The organism is Teichococcus aestuarii, from assembly GCF_003116135.1.
Taxonomy (GTDB): Bacteria; Pseudomonadota; Alphaproteobacteria; order Acetobacterales; family Acetobacteraceae; genus Pseudoroseomonas; species Pseudoroseomonas aestuarii.
The window spans coordinates 354,491-374,969 of sequence record NZ_PDOA01000003.1; the positions used below are offsets into that span (position 1 = coordinate 354,491).

Here is a 20,479-nt window from a genome sequence, read left to right on the forward strand (position 1 = left end):
GGTCGGGGAGGCATTGGCGAGCGCATGTCGATCCTTTCCGAATTTCTCCCCCGCCCCGCCCCCTCACCGGAGAACCTCCGCCGCGCCGGCTCGATCGAGGCGCCGCTGATCGCCCTGTTCGACAGCAGTGTCGCCACCGGCGACGCCCTGCGCAGCGCCGGCGCCACGCTGTGGCGGGAGGCGTCGCCCGGGGTCGTCATCCTGGCGCCGCTGCCGGGCCTGCGCGAGAAGCTCTACGCCGCCGGCGCCATGCTGGTGGTGGGCTGAGGCGCCCGGCGGCCGGCAGGCGGTCCACTCATCAGCCCGGGGGCGCGGCCTCCGCCCTGTAGTAGCGCGCCGGGAAGCGGCGGTGCAGCCAGAGCCACTCCTCCGGCCGGGCCCGCACCCAGGCTTCGATCCGCGCATTCACCGCCAGCATGGTGGTGCGCACATCGGCATGGTGGTCGCCCGTCTGCGGCAGCGGCAGCGGCGGCTCGACCACCACCCGGAAGCGGCCCGGCCCGGCCCGCTCGACATGCACCGGGATCAGCGGGCAGCGGAAGCGCAGCGCCATCTCGGCCGGGGCCGGCGCGGTCATCGCCGGGTGGCCGAGGAAGGGCAGCTCCAGCCCCTCGTTCAGCTTCTGGTCCACCAGCAGCCCCAGCGCGTGGCCCGCCGCCAGATGCCGCAGCGCCAGCCGCGCCCCCTTCGAGCCCTTGGGGAACAGCGGCAGCTCCACGCCGCCCTCGCGCATCTGGCGCAGCGCGGCATCGACATGCGGGTTGTCCGGCGCGCGGTAGAGGCTGGCCATGCGCAGCCCCACCGCATGCGCCGCCAGCGGCAGCACCTCCCAGTTGGCCAGATGCGCCGAGACGAAGATGACCCGCGTCTCGCCGGCGGGGAGATGCTCGGCGCCGACCACCTCCCAGCCGGGGCCGCCCTCCGTCCGGCGCAGGCCGGCGAGGTGCGGCAGCTCCAGCGCGGTGCGGCCGAGATTGTCCCAGGCACCGCGCAGCACGCGCTCCCGCCAGGCGGCATCGCTCTGCGGGAAGGCCAGCGCCAGGTTGCGCCGCCCGACGCGCGAGACCGGCAGCCACGGCCCCAGCCCGCGCGCCACCGCGCCGCCCAGCGCCGAGGCGCGCCGCGGGCCCAGCGCCCGCGCCAGGGCCAGCAGGCCGCGCACCACCCCGCCTTCCACCCGCCACCACAGGCGACGCACTGCCTTCGCCATGCCAGCTTCATTCTTCATGGGCGCGCCTTCTGCGGCATCGGGCGGCGTTTGGCCAGCCTCGCGCGGCTCAGGCGGGAGGGGGGCGGCACGCCGGGCGGCCTGCAGCGCGAGGCCGCCATGGAGCAGCCGGGGGGCGCCTGCAACGCCGGTGCCGGCCGGCGGTTTAGGCCTTCGTGGCGGCGCCGGCCAGCATGGATTACGGCGCGTTAATGCCTATATGATGGGCCGATGAAAGATTCCCGGAGGAACACCCCTATGCACGGAAGAGCCAGGTTCCTGGCCGCCCTTGCCGCTTTTGCCCTGGTGCTCGGCCCGGCCCTGGCGGAGGCCCGCCCGGGCGGCCGCTCCAGCTTCGGCAGCCGCGGCAGCCGCACCTTCGCGCCGCCGCCCGTCACCCGCACGGCGCCCGACGCGGCGCGGCCGATGGACCGCACCATGACCCAGCCCGGCCAGCAGGCCCGGCCGAACGCGGCCGCCCCCGGCGCCGCCACCGCTACGCGCGGCGGCATGTTCGGCGGCGGCTTCGGCGGCGCGCTGATGGGCGGGCTGATCGGCATGGGCATTGGCGGCCTGCTGTTCGGCAACGGCCTGTTTGGCGGCTTCGGCGGCATCGGCAGCATCCTGGGCCTGCTGCTGCAGATCGGCCTGATCGTGCTGCTGGTGCGCTTCGCGATCCGCTTCTTCCGCAACCGCAACCAGCCCGCCATGGCCGGCGGCCCGCGCCCCGGCCCGCTCCACCGCGAGGCGCAGCCCGCCGCGCGGCCGATGGGCATGGGCGGTCTCGGCGGTGGCATGGCCAGTGGCGGCATGGCCAGTGGCGGAATGGCCAGTGGCGGAATGGGCGGTGCCCGGCCGGCGGCCCCGGCGGCAACCCCGGTGCAGCTGGCGCAGTCCGACTTCCAGGCCTTCGAGGGCCTGCTGCGCGCGGTGAACGAGGCTTGGTCTCGCCGCGACCCGGCGGCCCTGTCGCGGCTGACGACGCCCGAGATGATGGGCTTCTTCAGCAAGGACTGGCGCGACCTGGAGGCGCGCGGCTGGCGCAACGAGACGCGCGACCCGCGGCTGGAGCAGGGTGATCTCGCCGAGGCCTGGCGGGAGGGCGACTCCGAATACGCCACCGTCGCCATGCGCTTCAGCCTGGTCGACGTGACCTACGACGCGCAGGGCCGCGTGGTGGAGGGCGACCCGGACCGCCGCGACACCGCCACCGAGCTGTGGACCTTCGTGCGCGGCCCGGCGGGAAGCTGGAAGCTTTCGGCGATCCAGCAGACCGGCTGAGCCGGCGCGGACCAGGCAAGGCCATGACGGGGGCGCGGCGCAGGCCGCGCCCCCTTTTTATGCGCGGCTTTATGCGCGGCACCCTTTCATGCGCGGCACCCGGGGGCGCGCAGACCGGGGCGGCGGCGTCCTCAAGGCGGCCTCCCCGCCGGCCCGGGCCATGAGGAAGGCCCGAGACGGCGCTTCCCCGCCCGGCACCGCGGTTGCTACATGCCGCGCATCCGCCGGCCGCGCCTCCGCGCGCCGGCGCCGACCGGGAGACTTTCCATGCTCGCCACCCGTCGCGGCCTGATGCTCGGCACCGCCGGCACGCTGCTCGCCATGCCCCACCTCGCACGCGGGCAGGCCGCGCTGACGCCGGTGAAGTTCTGCCTGGACTGGGCCTTCCAGGGCCCGCAGGCGCCCTTCCTGCTCGCCGCCGAGCGCGGCTTCTTCCGCGAGGAAGGCATCGCCATCACCATCGACCGCGGCTTCGGCTCGGGCGACACGCCGGTGAAGGTCAGCACGGGCGCCTACGAGTTCGGCATCGCCGACCTCTCGCCGGCCATCCGCCTGCGCCTGACCACCCAGGGCAGCGACATCATCGCCCCCATGGTGATCCAGCAGGGCAGCCCGCTGGCGGTGATGACGCTGAAGAAGAGCGGCATCACCACCCTGAAGCAGCTGGAAGGCCGCAAGGTGGCGGCGCCGGAGACGGATTCCGCCCGCCAGCTCTTCCCCGCCCTGGCCAAGGCCGCCGGCATCGACTCCAGCAAGATCAACTGGCTGACGGTGACGCCGCAGCTGCGCGAGCCGATGCTGGTGCGCGGCGAGACGGATGCCATCACCGGCTTCGAGGTCTCCGGCGTGTTCAGCCTGCGCAGCCTGCGCGTGCCGGAGGGCGACATCGTCTCGCTGCGCTATTCCGACGCGGGCGTGGCGCTGCTCTCCACCGCGCTGCTGGTCAAGCGCCCCTATGCCGAGGCCAACCCGAAGCTGGTGACGGGCATGATCCGCGCCATCGCGCGCGGCCATGCGGCGGCCTGGAAGGACCCGGACGCCGCCATCGCCACCCTGGCCCAGCGCGACCCGACGGCGCCGAAGGAGCTGGAGAAGGCGCGCATGATGGCCAATTTCGGCTTCATCCGCACGCCGGAGGTGCTCTCGGGCGGCTTCGGCAACCTCACCGAGGCGCGGGTGCAGGCGGCGATCGAGACGATCCGCTCCGCCTTCGGCATCGACGCCCCGCTGAAGGCCGGCGAGATCTACACCCCCGCCTACCTGCCCCCCGCCAGCGACCTGACGCTGCCCGCCTGAGCCGCCGGGCGCCAGGGGCGGCCCGGCGTGACCGGGCCGCCCCTGGCCAATCCCTCCTTTGCCGCACCCCTGCCGCATCCCCTGCCTCATCCCCCTGGGCAAGCGCCCCCTGCCGGGTCTATCCCGTGCCGTCACCGACCCGCAGGAGAGATGCCCATGTCCCGTCCGAAGCCCGTGATGCTCGTCATCCTGGATGGCTGGGGCTGGCGCGAGGACGAGGCGGACAATGCCGTGCGGCAGGCCAGCACCCCCTGCTTCGACCGCCTCTGGGCCGAAAGCCCGCACAGCTTCCTGCGCACCTGCGGCGAGGATGTCGGCCTGCCGCACGGGCAGATGGGCAATTCCGAGGTGGGCCACCTCAACCTCGGCGCCGGCCGCGTGGTGATGCAGGACCTGCCGCGCATCGACCGCGCCGTGGCCGACGGCTCGCTCGCCACCCTGCCCGCCGTCGCCGGGCTGATCGACAGGCTGAAGGCGAGCGGCGGCACGCTGCACCTGATGGGCCTGCTCTCCCCCGGCGGCGTGCACAGCCACCAGGAGCACGGGCTGGCGCTGGCGAAGGTCTTTGCCGGTGCCGGCATCCCCGTGGCCATCCATGCCTGGACCGACGGGCGCGACACCCCGCCCCAGGCGAGCCCGGGCTACCTCGCCGCCTTCGAGCCGAAGCTGCCCGCGGGGGCGCGCCTCGCCACCGTCACCGGCCGCTACTACGCCATGGACCGCGACAACCGCTGGGAGCGGGTGCGCCAGGCCTGGGACGCCATCGTCGAGGCCAAGGGGGAGCGGGCGGAGAGCGCCGCCGCCGCCATCGCCGCCGCGCACGCCGCCGGCAAGACGGACGAGTTCATTCCCGCCAGCGTCATCGGCGGCTATGCGGGGATGCAGGATGGCGATGGGCTGCTCTGCTTCAACTTCCGCGCCGACCGGGTGCGGCAGGTCCTGACCGCGCTGCTCGACCCGGCCTTCGACGGCTTTGCGCCGCCGCGCCGCCCGAGGCTCGCCGGCGCCGCCGGCATGACGGAATACTCCACCGCGCTGAACCCGCTGCTGGAGACGCTGTTCGCCCCGCAGTCGATGCAGGACATCCTGGGCGCCGTGGTCTCGCAGGCCGGGCTGCGCCAGCTCCGCATGGCGGAGACGGAGAAGTACCCGCATGTCACCTACTTCCTGAACGGCGGCGAGGAGACCCCCTTCCCCGGCGAGGAGCGCGTCATGGTCGCCTCCCCCAAGGTGGCCACCTACGACCTGCAGCCCGAGATGTCGGCCCCTGAGCTGGCCGGGAAGGCGGTGGAGGCGATCAGCTCGGGGCAATTCGACCTGATCGTGCTGAACTTCGCCAATGCCGACATGGTGGGCCACACCGGCAGCCTGGCCGCCGCCATCAAGGCGTGCGAGGCGGTGGATGCGGGCCTGGCGCGGATCGAGGCGGCGGTGGCCGCCCAGGGCGGCGCCCTGCTGGTGACGGCCGACCACGGCAACGCCGAGATGATGAAGGACCCCGCCACGGGCGGCCCCTTCACCGCCCACACCACCAACGTGGTGCCGGTGCTGCTGCGCGGCGGCCCGGCCGGCGCCACGCTGCGCGAGGGGCGGCTGGCCGATGTGGCGCCCACCCTGCTCGCCCTGCTCGGCCTGGACCAGCCGGCGGCGATGACGGGGCGGAGCCTGATCGCTGGCTGAGGCGGGGGCGGCGCGGCATGGCGGCGGCGGCATGGCGGCGGTGAGCCTGCCCCCGGGCGGCGCGCTGCGCGCCCTCCTGCTGCTGGCGCCGCTCGCCCTGCTGGCCCCGGCCTTCCTGGCCTGGGGTGCCGAGAACCCCACGGCGCGCAGCGTGCAGGAGGCGGAGCGCGCCGCCGAGGCCGCCCGCGCCGCCGCGCAGGCCGCCGCCGAGGCCGCCCGCACGGCCGCCGAGGCGGAGGCCGCCCTGGCCCGCCAGCGCGCCGAGGCCGGCCGCCGCGCCGTGGCCGCCGACGAGGCGGCCGACGCCGCCGAGGCCGCCGCGCGCGAGGCGGCGGTGGTGCGCGACAACGCGCTGGTCGACCTGCAGCGGCGGGCGGAGGCGATGGCGCCGCTGCTGCCGCTGATGCGCCGGCTCGGCCAGTGGCCGGCCGAGACCCTGCTCGCCGTGCCGGTGGACCCCGAGACGGCGCTGCGCGGCGCGCTGGTGCTGCGCGGGCTGACGCGCCACCTCTCGGCCGAGGCGGCGGCGCTGCGCGAGGCGCAGGCCGTGGCCGCCGCCGCCACCGAGCGGGCCGAGGCCGAGGCGCGTCGCCTGGCCGCCGCCCGCGCCGAGCGCCACGCCGCCGCCGCCGCCGTGGAGGCGGCGCTGGCGGCGGCCCGCACGCAGCGCAGCGCGGCCGAGGCGGAGCAGGCCGAGGCGGCGCGCGAGGCCGCCGCCACCGCCGCCCGCGCCGGCGACCTGCGCGGCATGCTGGAGCGGCTGGAGCGCGCCCGCGCCCAGGCGGAGGCCGAGGCCCGTGCCCGCGCCGAGCGGGAGCGCGAGGCCGCCGAGCGCGCCGCCCGGCTGCGCGCGGAGCGCGAGGCGGCGGCGCTGGAGGCCCGCCGCCAGGCGACGCGCGATGCCGAGCAGCGCGCGGCCCTGGCGCGCGAGCAGGCCGCGCTGGAACGGCAGGAGCAGGAGCGGCGGGAGGGGGCCCGGCGGCAGCAGGCCTCGCGCACGCCGGCCACGCCGGCGCCGCGCGCGCAGGGCGGCCGCGCCCAGCCGGTGGCCGGCACCCTGGCGCGCGATTTCGGCGACAGCGGCGCCGGCGGCCCGGCCCGCGGCCTGACCTATGCCGCGCCGCCCGGCGCGCGGGTGGTCAGCCCCTGCGGCGGCAGCATCGCCTTCGCCGGGCCTTTCCGCTCCTATGGGCAGTTGTTGATTGTCGATTGCGGGGGCGGCTACCATTTCGTGCTGGCGGGGCTGGAGCGGCTGGATGCCGAGATCGGCGCCCGCGTCCTGGCCGGCGAGCCGGTCGGCCAGCTCGGCGGCGGCGAGGAGAATGGCCGCGCCTCGCTCTATGTCGAGCTGCGGCGCAACAGCCAGCCGGTGGACCCGAAGGCGTGGTTCCGTGGCCGTGGCTAGCCGGCGCCAGGGGTCAATTGTCCAGAAAGGTTTCAGTTTGCCCCTTGCACAGGAATTCGCTCTAGGGTGTCTCGCAGGGCCGTGGAACTCGCCACGGCGAAAGGATCGTTGACCGGCATGAGGGGTCGCCGCATGAAGCCTGGAATGCGCATGGTCGGGGTGGTGGCGGCGGCGTTCACCGCCGGCGCCGTGCTGGGGCCGGTGGTGGCGCCGCCCGTGATGTCCGCCTTCGCCCAGGAGGCCGGCAACCGCGCCGAGACCTATCGCCTGCTGAACCTGTTCGGCGACGTGTTCGAGCGCGTCCGCGCCGAATATGTCGAGCCGGTGAAGGACCGCGAGGTCATCGAGGCGGCCATCAACGGCATGCTGCAGGGGCTCGACCCGCACAGCAGCTACATGAACGCCCGCTCCTTCCGCGACATGCAGGTGCAGACCCGCGGCGAGTTCGGCGGCCTCGGCATCGAGGTCAGCCAGGAAGGCGGCTATGTGAAGGTGATCAGCCCGATCGACGACACGCCGGCGGCCAAGGCGGGCGTCAAGCCGGGCGATCTCATCACCCATCTCAACGGCGAATCCGTGCAGGGCCTGACGCTGCAGGAATCGGTCGAGAAGATGCGCGGCGAGCGCGGCAGCAGCATCAAGCTGACCATCCGCCGCCCCGGCACCGAGACGCCGATCGAGCTTTCCCTGACCCGCGACGTGATCCGCCCGCAGGTGGCGCGCTTCCGGCTGGAAGGCAACGACATCGGCTATGTCCGTCTCTCCTCCTTCAACGAGCAGACGGAGAGCGCCCTGCGCCGCGCCGTGAGCACGATGCGCTCACAGGCGGGCGGCAACCTCAAGGGGCTGATCCTCGACCTGCGCAACAACCCGGGCGGGCTGCTGGACCAGGCGGTGCAGGTCTCGGACGACTTCCTGGAGCAGGGCGAGATCGTCTCCACCCGCGCCCGCCGCCCGGACGACGCGCAGCGCTGGAACGCCAAGCCCGGCGACATCACCGAGGGGCTGCGGGTGGTGGTGCTGGTCAATGGCGGCTCCGCCTCGGCCAGCGAGATCGTCGCCGGCGCCCTGCAGGACCACCGCCGCGGCGTGGTGCTCGGCACCAAGTCCTTCGGCAAGGGCAGCGTGCAGACCGTCATGCCGATCCCCGGCAACGGCGCCATCCGCCTGACCACGGCGCGCTACTACACCCCCTCCGGCCGCTCCATCCAGGCGCTGGGCATCAGCCCGGATGTCGAGGTGCTGGCGACCCGCGAGGAAGGCAACGCCCCGCTGCGCGACCGCGAGGCCGATCTGCGCCGCGCGCTGCGCAACGACAACGCCACGCACGAGAGCGCGCCGCTGCCGCCGCTGAACCTGCCGGCCGGGGTGCTGGACAAGGTGCAGCGCATGCCGCCCGAGGGCGCGCCGGCCTTCGACCCGACCAAGCCGGAGACCGACTTCCAGCTGCAGCAGGCCGTGTCGCTGCTGCGCGCCTGGTCTGCGGCCGAGCCGCAGCGCCGCGCCGCGCGCTGAACGCCGCGCGCCCGCGGGGTAAGATGAGCGGGGGATGAGCGGCATGGACGCTCGGGCCGCCTGGCGGGCGCTGGGGGTGTTCTGGGCCGTGGTCCTGGCCGGCGGCATCGGGACGGTGGGGGTGCTCCACTGGCTCGGCGCGCCGGAAGGGCCCGCCCGGCTCGCCTCGCCGCAGCCTGCGCCCCGCGCTGCCGCGCCGGCGGCGCGGGCGGCCGGTTCCCCTGCGGCCCCTTCCCCTGAGGCCGGTTCCCCCAGGGCCGTTTCCCCTGCGGCCGGTTCCCTTGCAGCCGGGCCGGACGCGGCCCCGCTGCCGGCCGCCGCGGCGCGGGCCGGCGCCCCCTCCCCCGCATCGCCGGGACGTGAGGAACTGGCCGCCGCCCTGCCCCTCCCCGCGCCGCCGCTGCCCGAGCCTCCCCTGGCCGGCACGCCGCTTCCGGCGCCACAGGGCGGCGTGCTCGCCGCGCCGCTGCCGCCCCCCGCCGCCCTGCCCGAGCCGGCGCCGCCGCCCGAGGCGCCGCCCCCGCCGCCCCTGCCCGAGCCCGGGCTGGCGGGGCGCGGCGGCCCCGTCATCGCCGCGCCCCGCCCCGCCTTGCTGGAGGAGAGCCCGCACGGCCCGCTGCCGCGCATCGGCCCGGGTGGCGCCGAACCCCGCACCGCCTATGCCCGCCCCTTCGACGCAGCGGATGCCAGGCCGCGCATCGCCCTGGTGATCGGCGGCTTCGGCGGCGCGGGGCTGCGCGCCGAGGAGGCGCTGCGCCGCCTGCCGCCCGCCGCCACCCTCGCCATCAGCCCCCTGGCGCTGCGCCCGGACCTGCTGCTGGAGCCGGCGCGGCGGCGCGGCATGGAGGTGGTGCTGGCGCTGCCGCTGGAATCGCCCGGCGACCTGCCGGCCGGGCACCTGCTGCGCGCCAGCCTGCCGCCGGGCGAGAATTTGGAGCGGCTGCACCGCGCCATGGGCCGCTTCGCCGGCTATGCCGGCGTCGTCGGCGCGCTGGGCGCGCAGCGCGGGGAGCGCTTCCTGGCCAGCCCCGAGGCGCTGGCCGTGGTGCAGGAGGAGGTGCGCGCGCGCGGGCTCTATTATGTGGACCCCCGCCCCGGCGCCACCGCCCTGGCTTGGCACGCCGCCGCCGACCTGCTGCTGGACGAGTTGCCGACCCGTGGCGAGGTGGAGCACCGCCTGTCCCAGCTGGAGAGCCTGGCGCAGCGGCACGGGCGGGCGGTCGGCCTGGCCGCCGAGCCGACGCCGCTGCTGGTGGACCGCATCGCCGCCTGGGCGGCCGGGCTGGAGGCGCGCGGCCTGGTGCTGGCGCCCGCCAGTGCCGTGCTGCACGCGCCCGACAACACGCCGATCCCTTCCGCTTCCCGCTAGAGACCGATCCGCCATGGCCGAGCTGCCCTACCGCCGCAATGTCGGCGCCGCCCTGTTCAACCATGCCGGCCAGGTGCTGATCGCCCGGCGCGCCGACGTGGCGCAGGATGCCTGGCAGCTTCCCCAGGGCGGGCTGGACGAGGGAGAGGAGCCGCGGGACGCCGTGCTGCGGGAGCTGGCCGAAGAGATCGGCACCGCGCGGGCCGAGATCATCGGCGAGGTGCCCGAATGGCTGCGCTATGACCTGCCGGCGGAGCTGGTGGGCAAGGCGCTGGGCGGCCGCTACCGGGGCCAGATGCAGAAATGGTTCGCCCTGCGCTTCCTGGGGCGGGACGAGGAGATCCGCCTCGACCTCGACCCGCATCCCGAGTTCAACGCCTGGCGGTGGGAGGCGCTGGCGGCGCTGCCGGCGCTGGTGGTGCCGTTCCGGCGGCCGGTCTATGAGCGGCTGGTCCGGGAATTCTCGCATCTCGCGGGGCTGTGACACCACCGGCCCGGCAACATTAGGCGCCCGGTAAGGAAACCGGCTGTCCACTGCCGCTGGAAACGGCAGTGGGCGTCATGGCAAATTTCCTCAACCGGTTGAGCATCCGCGGCAAGGTGCTGCTCTCCTTCGGCGTGCTGCTGATGTTCTTCATCGGCAACGGGCTCTACGGCGCGGCCCAGCTCCGCACCATCAACCATGACATGATCGAGATGCGGGACAACTGGATGCCCTCGGTGCGGGCCCTGGGCGAACTGCAATACGGCCTGGCGCGGGAGCGCATCCGCCTCTCCCGCCTGCTCGCCACCCGGGATGCGCGCGAGCGGCCGCAGGTGCAGGCCGAGTTCGACTCCATGGTGCGGGAGGTGCGGCGGCAGATCGACGCCTATCCGCCGATGATCTCGGGCCCGCAGGAACGGGCGCTGTATGACCGCTTCCTGACCGAGTACCGCGCCTACAACGCGATCAACGACGATCTCCTGCGGAAGGACGAGGCCGCGGCGCAAAGCTTGTTCAACAACGAATCCGCCCGCGCCATCCGCGTCGCCTTCGGCACGCTGGACGAGATGCTGAAGCTCAACCGCGCCGGCTTCATGGCCGCCAGCACCATGGCCGAGGAAGCCTATGGCATGGCCATGACGGGCATCTTCACCACCGCCACGCTGGCGCTGCTGGCCGGCCTCGGCATGGCGCTGTGGATGGACCGCAACCTGGGCCGGGCGGTGGTGCGGCTCTCCGGCGCGCTGCGCAAGGTGGCGCGGCGGGACTACGATTTCACGCTGGCCGAGCGCGACCGCCAGGACGAGATCGGCGAGATGGCGAAGGCTCTGGAGGAATGCCGCCGCGGCCTGCGCGAGGCCGACGCGCTGGCCGCCGCGCAGGAGGCGGAGCGGCAGGCGAAGGAACAGCGCGCCACCCAGCTCACGGCGCTGATGGCGCGGTTCGAGGGCAAGGTGGGCGACATGGTGGATATGCTCGCCGCCGCCTCGACCCAGCTGGAAGCCACCGCGCAATCCATGGCCGGCACCGCCAGCGAGACGGGCCAGCAGGTGGAGCGCGTGCTCTCCTCCTCGCAGGAGGCCGGCCAGGGGGTGCAGACCGTCGCCTCCGCCACCGAGGAGCTGACCGCCTCGATCGGCGAGATCAGCCGCCAGGTGGCGCAGGCCACCGCCGTGACGGCGCGGGCGGTGAGCGACGCGCAGCGCACCGACGACACGGTGCGCGCCCTGGCCGAGAGCGCGGCGCGCATCGGCGAGGTGGTGGGGCTGATCAACACCATCGCCGGGCAGACCAACCTGCTGGCGCTGAACGCGACCATCGAGGCGGCGCGGGCGGGAGAAGCCGGCAAGGGCTTCGCCGTGGTGGCCAGCGAGGTGAAGAACCTGGCGAGCCAGACCGCCAGGGCCACGGATGAGATCCGCAGTCAGATCACGCAGATCCAGAGCGCCACGCAGCAGGCTGTGGTCGATATCCAGGCGATCACCGGCACGATCGGCTCGATCAGCGACATCACCTCCACCATCGCCGCCGCCATCGACGAACAGGGGCTGGCGACGCGCGAGATCGCCAGCAGCGTCACCCGCACCGCGCAGGCCACGGACAGCGTCAGCGGCAGCATCGCCGAGGTGAATCAGGGCGCCGAGATGACCGGCGCCTCGGCCCGCCAGGTGCTGCAGGCCTCGGGCGAGCTGTCCCGCCAGTCGGAGCGGCTCCGGTCCGAGGTGGGGCAGTTCATCACCCAGGTGCGCGCCGCCTGAGCATCGGCGCAGGCGGCCGCGGCTGCCTGCGCCGGCGGCTCAGCTGCCGGCGATGGTCAGCCCATCGACGCGCAGGGTCGGAGCATCGGTGCCGCGGCGGAAGCGCAGGTCGCCGGCGGCCCGCATGTTGAGGAACATGTCCTTCAGATTGCCGGCCACCGTGATGCCGCTCACCGCCTCGGCCAGCTGGCCGTCGCGGATCACGAAGCCGGCGGCGCCGCGGCTGTAGTCGCCCGTCACGCCGTTCACGCCGGAGCCGATCATCTCCGTGACGTAAAGGCCCTCGCCGATATCGGCCATCAGCGCCTCCGGCGTGCCGCTGCCGCCTTCCAGCCACAGGTTGGTGGTGGCGGGCGCCGGGGGGCTGGAGATGCCACGGCTGGCATGGCCGGTGGAACGCAGGCCGAGCTGCCGCGCGCTGCGCCAGTCCAGCACCCAGGAGCGCAGCACGCCATCCTCCACCAGCGCCAGCGGCGCGCCGGGCATCCCCTCGCCGTCGAAGGGGCGGGAGCGCAGGCCGCGGGGGCGCAGCGGGTCGTCGCGCAGGCTGAGGCCGGGGCTCAGCACCGCCTGGCCCATGCGGTCGCGCAGGAAGGAGGTGCCGCGCGCCACCGCCGCCCCATTCAGCGCCGCCGCCAGATGCCCGGCGAGTGAGCCGGCCACGCGCGGGTCATAGACCACGGGGCGGCGGCCGGTCTTCATGCGGATGGGGTTCAGGCGGCGCACGGCGCGCTCGGCCGCGGCGCGGCCCAGGGCGGCGGGGTCCTCCAGGTCGGCGAGATGGACGGCGCTGCTGTAGTCGTAGTCGCGCTCCATGCCGGTGCCCTGGCCGGCCACCGCCGTCACCGAGATGGAATGGCCGCTGCGCCCATATTCGCCCGCGAAGCCGGCGGAGCTGAACAGCGCCACCTCGGTGCGGGCGAAGCCGGCCTCGGCACCCTCGCTGTTGGTGACGCCGGGCACCGCCAGCGCCGCGTCCTCCGCCAGGGCGGCGCGGGCGATCAGCGCCTCGGCATCCGGCTCGGCGCTGTCGTTCAGCGCCAGGTCCAGCGCCGGCACCGAGTGCGGCTCGCCGAGGCCGGAGAAGCGGTCCGGTGGCACGGCGCGGGCCATGGCAACGGCGCGCTCGGCCAGCGCCTGGAAGCCGCGCGGCTCGGCATCGGTGGCGGAGACGATGGCCTGCCGCTGGCCGACCAGCACGCGCAGCCCGAGATCCAGCCCCTCGGAGCGCTCCAGATGCTCCAGCTTGCCCAGGCGCCGGTGCACCGAGAGCGCGGTGCCCACGATCATCAGCGCATCCGCCGCATCCGCCCCCGCCGCGCGGGCGGCGGCGACGAGGGATTCCAGGTGCTCCAGCCGGTTCATGCGGCGAGCTTCTCCACGATGGCGGGCAGGCCCGGCACCTTGCCGGCGGGGCCGAGGGCGGCCAGCGTCGGGCGTGAGCGGAAGATCATCGCCGCCGCCTGCTGCACCTGCTCCACCGTGACGGCGGCGATCTTCGCCTTGGTCTCCTCGACGGGGATGAGGCGGCCATGCACCTGGATCTGCCGCGCCAGCTGCTCGCAGCGGCTGCCGGTGGATTCAAGCGACATCAGCACCGAGGCGCGCAGCTGCGCCTTGGCGCGGGCCAGCTCCTCCTCCGTCACGTCGTGCTGCACGCGCCGCAGTTCCTCCAGCGCCACCGGCACCAGCTCGGCCGCCTGCGCCTCGCCCGTGCCGGCGTAGATGGCGAAGAGGCCACCGTCGCGGAAGGGCTGGGCGAAGGAGTAGATGGAATAGACCAGCCCGCGCTTCTCGCGGATCTCCTGGAACAGGCGGGAGGACATGCCGCCGCCGAGCAGGGTGGAAAGCAGCATGGTGGGGTAGTGCATCGGCGTGGCCACCGCCGGGCCCTCGAAGCCCAGCACCACATGCACCTGGTCCAGCTCCCGCTCCTCGCGGAACTCGCCGCCGCCGTAGCGCGCCACCTCCGAGGGGGTGGGGCTGACCACCGGCAGGTCGGCGAAGTGGCGCTCCACCAGCCCGACCAGATGCTCGTGCTCCAGCGCGCCGGCGGCGGCCACCACCATGCGGCTGGGGCCGTAGTGGCGGCGCATGTAGCCGGTCAGCACCTCGCGCCCCATGGCGGCGATGCTCTCCTCGGTGCCGAGCGTCGGGCGGCCCATCGGTTGGTCGGGAAAGGCGGTGGATTGGAAGTGGTCGAAGATGATGTCGTCCGGCGTGTCGTTCGCCTGGCCGATCTCCTGGAGGATGACGCCGCGCTCGCGCTCCATCTCCTCGGGGATGAAGGTGGAGTGCGTCAGGATGTCGCCGATGATGTCGGCGGCGAGCGGCATGTCCTCCTTCAGCACCTTGGCGTAGTAGGCGGTCTGCTCGCGCGCCGTGTAGGCGTTCAGGTGGCCGCCGACATTCTCGATCTCGCGCGCGATGGAAGCGGCGTCGCGCTTCTCGGTGCCCTTGAAGGCCATGTGCTCCAGGAAGTGGGAGGCGCCGTTCTCGGCGCCCGTCTCGTCCCGCGTGCCGGCATGGACATAGGCGCCGATCGACACGGTCTCGACCCGTGGCATGGCCTCGGAGACAATGGTCAGCCCGTTGGCAAGGCGCGTCAGCCGCACCGCTTCAGTCATGAGCAAGCATTCCTGTGATCGGCCCGCGCGGAGAGGGGGATGGCGGGCGGAAACCCATTTGATTCCGAATGTAGTGTCGAAATGCGCCGCGTGCGACCCCGGCCGCCGCCATGCCTGCGCCGCATGCCGGGCAAGGCCCGGCGCTGGTCCTGATGCCGGGCACGGCCCGGCACCGGCCCTGGACACATGGCCGCGCCTGTTCACGGGGCGGTGTGGCGGCACAACGTCCCGGCCCCTGCTTCGTTAAGGTTCTGTAAGGCCCTGGCGGACGCCGCGCGCGGCGTCCGCCAGGGCCCTGCCCCCTGGAAACTGACGAGGAACACGATCCATGCGTGGCCTGCCCCTGGCCCTGTCCTGCCTGCCCGCCCTGCTGGCGGGTGCCCTGCTCGCGACGCCCCCTGCCCAGGCCCGCAGCGCCGCGCCCCTCGCGGCGGCGGCCACAACGGGCGGCATGGTCTTGCCGGTGCGTGAGGAGAATGCGCGCCCGCATCGTGGCGAGGCCTCCTTCTACCATGACCGCTTCCATGGGCGGGAAATGGCCAATGGGGAGACCTTCCGGCAGGAATCGGATTCCGCCGCCAGCCGCACCCTGCCCCTCGGCACCCGGGCGCAGGTGCGGAACCTGGAGGATGGCCGGACCGCCGAGGTGACCATCGAGGACCGGGGACCCTATGCGCGCGGCCGGGTGATCGACCTGAGCAAGAGCACCGCCCGCAAGCTGGACATGATGGAGGATGGCACCGCGCCCGTGGAAGTGCGGCCCCTCCCCGGCCAGGGGAAGGATTGACGGAACCGCTCGCCGCCGGGCTGGCCGCATTGCCCGGAGCGGCGGGCACCCCACCTAGGATGAACCGGGCCATGTGCGGCCATGCCGCCACCTGGCCCATCGCAAGACAAGGAGGGCCATCCATCATGCGAGGACTCAAGCTGGCCGCGATCTGTGCCGCCCTTGGCCTGACGGCCGTTCTCTCCCCCGTGGAAAGCCGCGAGATGAAGCGGGAGACCACCGCCCGCAGCGCCACCGCGAGCAAGCCCGCCCCGCGTGCCGCGCACCGGGTGCAGCGCGGACGGGCCTCCTATTACGCCAACCATTTCCACGGCAAGCGCATGGCCAATGGCCGCCGCTTCAACCGCAACTCCAACGCGGCGGCCAGCCGCACTTTGCCGCTCGGCACCCAGGCGCGGGTCAAGAACCTGGAGAACGGCCGCAGCGCCGTCGTCACCATCCAGGACCGCGGGCCGTTCAAGGGCGGGCGGGTGATCGATGTCAGCCCGCGTATCGCCACGCAGCTCGGCATGCGCGAGGAAGGGGTGGTGATGGTCGAGGTGGTGCCGATCAGCATCCCCAACAACCCGGGCTGAACCGGCCCCGGCTCTCGGTCAGGCGGGAGACGGCACGGTGCCCTCTCCCAACCCTTCACCACCTCAGGCGGCGTTGCGCCGCGCATGGCCGCGCACGGCCGCCTCGATGCTCTCCAGGTCGTTCGGCATCGCGATGAACCGCTCCTCCCGCTCGTAGAGATCGGCCAGCCGGGCCGGCAGCGGCGGGCGGAAGCCGGTGGCCTTCTCCACCGCGTCCGGGAACTTGGCCGGATGCGCCGTGGCCGCCACGATCACCGGGATGCCCTTGTCCTCCGGCCGGTGCGCCCGCGCCGCCGCCATGCCGATGGCGGTGTGCGGATCGGCCAGATAGGCGCTCTCCCGCCACAGGCGACGGATTTCTTCGAGTGTCCCCTCGTCGGAGAGGGTGTGGCCGTGGAACAGGGCGGTCGCCTTCTTCCAGGCGGAGTCGGGCACCGGCATGCGGCCCTCGGCGCGGAAGCGCTGCATGGTCGTGGCGGTGGCCGCCGCATCCCGCCCCAGCAGCTCGAACAGCAGCCGCTCGAAATTCGATGAGACCTGGATGTCCATGCTCGGCGAGAACGAGGGCGCGACCCCCTGCACCGACATGTCGTTGGCGGCGAGGAAGCGGGCCAGGATGTCGTTGCGGTTGGCGCCGATGATCAGCCGCTCGATCGGCAGACCCATGCGGCGCGCCACCCAGGCGGCCAGCACATTGCCGAAATTGCCGGTGGGGACGGAGACGGCCACCGGGCGATCCGGTGCGCCCAGCGCCAGCGCGGCATAGGCGTAGTAGGGCACCTGCGCCGCGATGCGCGCCCAGTTGATCGAGTTCACCGCCGAGAGGCGCATCTCCTGGCGGAAGGGCGCGTCGTTGAACATCGCCTTCACCAGGTCCTGGCAGTCGTCGAAGCTGCCCTGGACGGCGATGTTGTGGATGTTGGGCGAGAGCACCGTGGTCATCTGCCGGCGCTGCACCTCGGAGGTGCGGCCCTCGGGGTGCAGGATCACCACGTCGATCGCGGCGCGGTCGCGGCAGGCCTCGATGGCGGCGGAGCCGGTGTCGCCCGAGGTGGCGCCGACGATGGTGACACGCTCGCCGCGCTTCGCCAGCGCATGGTCGAAGAGCTGCCCGAGCAGCTGCATCGCCATGTCCTTGAAGGCCAGCGTCGGCCCGTGGAACAGCTCCAGCGAGAAGATCCCCGGCTCCACCTGCACCAGCGGCGCCGTGGCGGCATGGCCGAACCCGCCATAGGCGGCGTGGGCCATGCGCAGCAGCGTGGCCTCGTCCGGCGTGCCGCCGGTGAAGCGCGCCATGAGGTGCGCGGCCAGTTCCGGATAGGGCAGGCCGCGCAGGCCGCGCCATTCGGCGGCCGAGAGCAGCGGCCAGGTTTCCGGCATGAACAGGCCGCCATCCTCGGCCAGCCCGGCCAGGAGGACGCCTTCGAAATCGCGGGCGGGGGCGGCGCCCCGGGTCGAGACATAGCGCATGATGCGGGCAGATTAGGCCCTGGCGCGGCATCCGGCCATGCCGGTTGCGCGCATTTGCCGCGCTCCACCGCCTTGGCGCGCGGGCCGATCGGGTTCACCGTGGCGCCCATGTCCTCCGATGCCGCGCCCGCCGATGCCGCCGCCCTGCTCGAGCGGCTGCTCGCCACCCCCGCCGCCAGCGCCCCCACCCATGCCGGGGATGGCCGGCTCTACTTCCTGCACGACGCGGAAGGCTCCGCGCAGGTCTGGGAGATCCCGGCCGGCGGCGGCGCGCCCCGGCCGCGCACCCGCCACCGCGACGCCGTCTCGCACGTCGCCGGCCTGCCGGATGGCGGCGCCGTGTTCGGCCGCGACGGCGCCGGCGACGAGCGGGTGCAGCTGCACCACCTGCCGCCCGAGGGCGAGGCCCGCGCGCTGACCGAGGCGCCGGAGGTGATCCATGGCTGGGGCGCCGTCTCGCCCGACGGCCGGCGCATCGCCTACACCGCCAATGCGCGCGACCCGGCGCACACCGATGCCTGGGTGATGGAGCTCGCCACCGGCGCGGCCCGCTGCGTGGCCGAGGTGGAAGGCCCGCACGAACTGCCCGCCTGGGCGCCGGAGGGCGACGCGCTGCTGCTGGCCACCGCCCCCCGCACCTTCGAATCCAGCCTCGACCGCGTGGCCCTGGCCGATGGTGCCCGCACCCCCCTCACCCCGCATGAGGGCGACTGGCGCCACCAGGCGCCGCGCGGCAAGGCCGGTGGCGGCGGCTTCTGGCTGCTGACCGACCGAGGGCAGGATTTCCTGGGCGTGGCCTTCCAGGAGCCCGGGGCGGCGCCGCGCTTCCTCTACGCCCCGCCGCATGACGTGGAGGTGCTTCAGCTCTCGCCGGACGAGTCGCTGCTGGCGGTGGTGGTGAACGAGGGCGGCTACTCCCGCCTGCGCTTCCTGGATGCGGCCAGCGGCGCGGTGCGGGCCGCGCCCTGGCACCCGCGCGGCGTCATCACCAAGGTCAGCTGGGCGCCGGATGGCAGCCATGTGGCCTTCGACCTGGCGGGATTCGCCTTTCCCGCCGGGCTGCACCGCGCCTGGCCGGACCGGGCGGAGAGCGAGCCGCTGTTCCCGGCCGACGTCCCGCGCGGGCTGCGGCAATGGGAAAGCATCACCTACCCCACCCATGACGGGCGGGAGATTCCCGCCTTCCTGGCCCTGCCGGAAGGCGAAGCGCCGGCCTCCGGCTGGCCCATGCTGGTCTGGGTGCATGGCGGCCCGGCGGCGCAGGCGCTGCCCAATTGGCGGCCCGACCTGCAGGCGGTGCTGGCCATGGGCATCGGCGTCCTGGTGCCGAATGTGCGCGGCTCCACCGGCTATGGCCGCGACTACGCCGCGCTGGACGACCGGGAGAAGCGGCTGGACAGCGTGGCGGACCTCGCCGCCGCCCATGCCTTCCTCGCCGCCCGGCCAGGGGTGGATGGGGCGCGCATCGGCATCATGGGGCAGAGCTATGGCGGCTGGATGGTGCTGGCCGCCACCACCGAATACCCGGCGCTCTGGGCCTGCGGCGTGGATTTCTACGGCATCGCCCGCTGGAAGACCTTTTTCGAGCGCACCGGCCCCTGGCGCATCGGCCACCGCGCCGCCGAATATGGCGACCCGGTGCGGGACGCCGAATTGCTGGAGCGCCTCTCGCCGCTGCTGCGGGCGGAGCGGATCGCCTGCCCGCTGCTGGTGGCGCAGGGGATGACCGACCCGCGCGTGCCGCCGCAGGAGAGCGCGCAGATCGTGGCGGCGCTGGAGCGGCGCGGCGTGCCGGTGGAATACCTCACCTTCCCCGATGAGGGGCACGGCTTCACCAAGCGCGACAACCGGCGGAGGGTCTATCGGGCCGTGCTGGCCTTCCTGGCGCGGCACCTGAAGGGCTGAGGGCGGGCATGTACGATCTCTGGGTGAACTACCCCGCCATCCCGGCGCAGGAGGCGGCGGTCTCCGGCGCGCTGCGCGGCCTGCTGGAGGGCGGCGCTCCCCTGCCTGCCGCCTATGGCCCGCCCCAGGGGGCGGAGGCGGCACGCCGGGCCATCGCGCCGCTGCTCGGGCTGGCGCCGGGGCAGGCGCTGGCGCTGACCTGCGGCGGGCAGTCGGCGCTGAGCGTGGCCTTCGCGGCGGCGCTGGCGGCGGCCGGGCCGGGGCGGCGGCGCATCGCCATGGAGGCGCACACCTTCCCCATGGCGCGGCACTTCCTGGCGCTGGAAGGCGTGCCGACCCTCGGCCTGCCGATGGATGCCGAAGGCATGGACCTCGCCGCGCTGGAACAGGCCCTGGCCAGCCCCGAGCCACCCGGCGTGCTCTATGTGATGCCGGTGGTGCACAACCCGCTCGGCCTCACCTACAGCGCGGCGCGGCTGGCGGCGCTGGCCGCGATCGTGGCGCGGCACGACCTCTGGGTGGTGGAGGACGAGGCCTATGCCTTCCTCGCCGCGCCCGAGCTACGGCCGCCCAGCCTCGCCAGCCTGCTGCCGGAGCGGGTCTTCGGCATGTGGAGCCTGTCCAAGATGGTCTCGCTCTCGCTGCGGCTGGGGGCGGTGTCGGCGCCCGCGGCGCTGGCCGAGGTGGCGGCGGAGCAGATCCGCATCCGCGGCCTGACGGCCAACCCGGTGATCGCCGCCGCCACGGCGCGGCTGGCGGAGGACGGCACCGCCGCCCGGCTGGTGGCGGAGAAGCGCGCCGAGGGCGCCGCGCGCCGTGCCCTGGCGCGGGAGATTCTGGGCACGGCGCGCTTCGCCACCGAGCCCGGCGATTCCTGGCACATCTGGATGCACCGCCCCGCCGGCGAGGCGGAGGCGGATTTCCTGGCGCGGGCGCGGGCGGCGGAGGTCTCGCTCGCCCCCGCCACGCCCTTCCGCCATGCCGGGGGCGAGGCGCCCTTCTTCCGCCTCTCGCTGGGCGGCGAGGCGGAACGGGCAAGGCTGGCGGAGGGGCTGGGCCGGCTTGCCCGCGTACTCACTTAGCGGCCGCTGGCCGGGAGCGTGACGCCAAACCCGGAAAGT

Annotated in this window: 17 protein-coding genes; 13 read left to right on the plus strand and 4 right to left on the minus strand. The window is 74.2% G+C overall.

From position 1 onward, the window contains the following. The first annotated feature begins 24 nt into the window (after positions 1–24). Positions 25–267 carry a hypothetical protein gene (locus CR165_RS07145; RefSeq protein WP_109516271.1) on the plus strand — a complete coding sequence of 81 codons (243 nt, stop codon included), beginning with the start codon at positions 25–27 and terminating at the stop codon, positions 265–267. A gap of 31 nt (positions 268–298) precedes the next feature. Here the strand turns inward: CR165_RS07145 and CR165_RS07150 are convergent, their stop codons facing one another. Next, positions 299–1,228: a lysophospholipid acyltransferase family protein gene (locus tag CR165_RS07150; RefSeq protein ID WP_245906199.1), complete on the minus strand. Its 930-nt coding sequence runs from the start codon at positions 1,226–1,228 to the stop codon at positions 299–301. 237 nt (positions 1,229–1,465) lie between these two features. Between CR165_RS07150 and CR165_RS07155 the strand changes: the two genes are divergently transcribed. The 8 genes from CR165_RS07155 to CR165_RS07190 all read left to right on the plus strand — a co-directional run bounded on the left by CR165_RS07155 (position 1,466) and on the right by CR165_RS07190 (position 11,994). Next, positions 1,466–2,488 carry a TIM44-like domain-containing protein gene (locus CR165_RS07155; RefSeq protein WP_109516273.1) on the plus strand — a complete coding sequence of 341 codons (1,023 nt, stop codon included), beginning with the start codon at positions 1,466–1,468 and terminating at the stop codon, positions 2,486–2,488. 267 nt (positions 2,489–2,755) lie between these two features. Then, positions 2,756–3,784 carry an ABC transporter substrate-binding protein gene (locus CR165_RS07160; RefSeq protein WP_181378036.1) on the plus strand — a complete coding sequence of 343 codons (1,029 nt, stop codon included), beginning with the start codon at positions 2,756–2,758 and terminating at the stop codon, positions 3,782–3,784. Positions 3,785–3,940: 156 nt separating this feature from the next. Then, positions 3,941–5,464 (plus strand): 2,3-bisphosphoglycerate-independent phosphoglycerate mutase, encoded by a 1,524-nt coding sequence (gene gpmI / locus CR165_RS07165; protein WP_109516275.1) that lies wholly within the window; start codon positions 3,941–3,943, stop codon positions 5,462–5,464. Between the two features lie 40 nt (positions 5,465–5,504). Next, positions 5,505–6,869, plus strand: coding sequence for a murein hydrolase activator EnvC family protein (locus CR165_RS07170; protein ID WP_146201845.1), 1,365 nt, complete (start codon positions 5,505–5,507; stop codon positions 6,867–6,869). A 117-nt stretch (positions 6,870–6,986) separates the two neighbouring features. Continuing rightward, a complete protein-coding gene (locus CR165_RS07175; RefSeq protein WP_109516277.1) occupies positions 6,987–8,384 on the plus strand; it encodes a S41 family peptidase in 1,398 nt (465 codons plus the stop codon). A 43-nt stretch (positions 8,385–8,427) separates the two neighbouring features. Further along, entirely contained in the window at positions 8,428–9,753 is a 1,326-nt protein-coding gene (locus CR165_RS07180) for a divergent polysaccharide deacetylase family protein (protein ID WP_146201846.1), read from the plus strand. A gap of 13 nt (positions 9,754–9,766) precedes the next feature. Beyond that, the gene (locus CR165_RS07185; RefSeq protein ID WP_109516279.1) at positions 9,767–10,237 is read left to right on the plus strand and encodes an RNA pyrophosphohydrolase; all 471 of its coding nucleotides are present in this window, start codon (positions 9,767–9,769) and stop codon (positions 10,235–10,237) included. A 77-nt stretch (positions 10,238–10,314) separates the two neighbouring features. Beyond that, entirely contained in the window at positions 10,315–11,994 is a 1,680-nt protein-coding gene (locus CR165_RS07190; protein WP_109516280.1) for a methyl-accepting chemotaxis protein, read from the plus strand. A 39-nt stretch (positions 11,995–12,033) separates the two neighbouring features. On the opposite strand, the gene CR165_RS07195 is transcribed toward CR165_RS07190, so the two are convergent. Then, a complete protein-coding gene (locus tag CR165_RS07195; protein WP_109516281.1) occupies positions 12,034–13,359 on the minus strand; it encodes a TldD/PmbA family protein in 1,326 nt (441 codons plus the stop codon). Continuing rightward, entirely contained in the window at positions 13,356–14,621 is a 1,266-nt protein-coding gene (locus tag CR165_RS07200) for a M16 family metallopeptidase (RefSeq protein ID WP_109516282.1), read from the minus strand. The genes CR165_RS07195 and CR165_RS07200 overlap by 4 nt, the downstream gene beginning before the upstream one ends. A 328-nt stretch (positions 14,622–14,949) precedes the next feature. Here CR165_RS07200 and CR165_RS07205 point away from each other — a divergent pair, with 328 nt between their 5' ends. Both CR165_RS07205 and CR165_RS07210 read left to right on the plus strand, forming a co-directional pair. Then, positions 14,950–15,408, plus strand: coding sequence for a septal ring lytic transglycosylase RlpA family protein (locus CR165_RS07205; protein WP_245906200.1), 459 nt, complete (start codon positions 14,950–14,952; stop codon positions 15,406–15,408). Between the two features lie 125 nt (positions 15,409–15,533). Then, on the plus strand, positions 15,534–15,983 hold the full coding sequence (locus CR165_RS07210; protein ID WP_245906202.1) for a septal ring lytic transglycosylase RlpA family protein: 450 nt from the start codon (positions 15,534–15,536) through the stop codon (positions 15,981–15,983). Between the two features lie 63 nt (positions 15,984–16,046). Here CR165_RS07210 and thrC read toward each other — a convergent pair whose 3' ends face one another. Beyond that, the gene (thrC, locus tag CR165_RS07215) at positions 16,047–17,453 is read right to left on the minus strand and encodes a threonine synthase (protein WP_109516284.1); all 1,407 of its coding nucleotides are present in this window, start codon (positions 17,451–17,453) and stop codon (positions 16,047–16,049) included. A gap of 54 nt (positions 17,454–17,507) precedes the next feature. On the opposite strand from thrC, the gene CR165_RS07220 reads away from it, so the two are divergent. Both CR165_RS07220 and CR165_RS07225 read left to right on the plus strand, forming a co-directional pair. Next, on the plus strand, positions 17,508–19,358 hold the full coding sequence (locus CR165_RS07220; RefSeq protein ID WP_245906204.1) for a S9 family peptidase: 1,851 nt from the start codon (positions 17,508–17,510) through the stop codon (positions 19,356–19,358). Positions 19,359–19,366: 8 nt separating this feature from the next. Beyond that, positions 19,367–20,440 (plus strand): aminotransferase class I/II-fold pyridoxal phosphate-dependent enzyme, encoded by a 1,074-nt coding sequence (locus CR165_RS07225; protein ID WP_109516285.1) that lies wholly within the window; start codon positions 19,367–19,369, stop codon positions 20,438–20,440. The last annotated feature ends 39 nt before the right edge of the window (positions 20,441–20,479 follow it).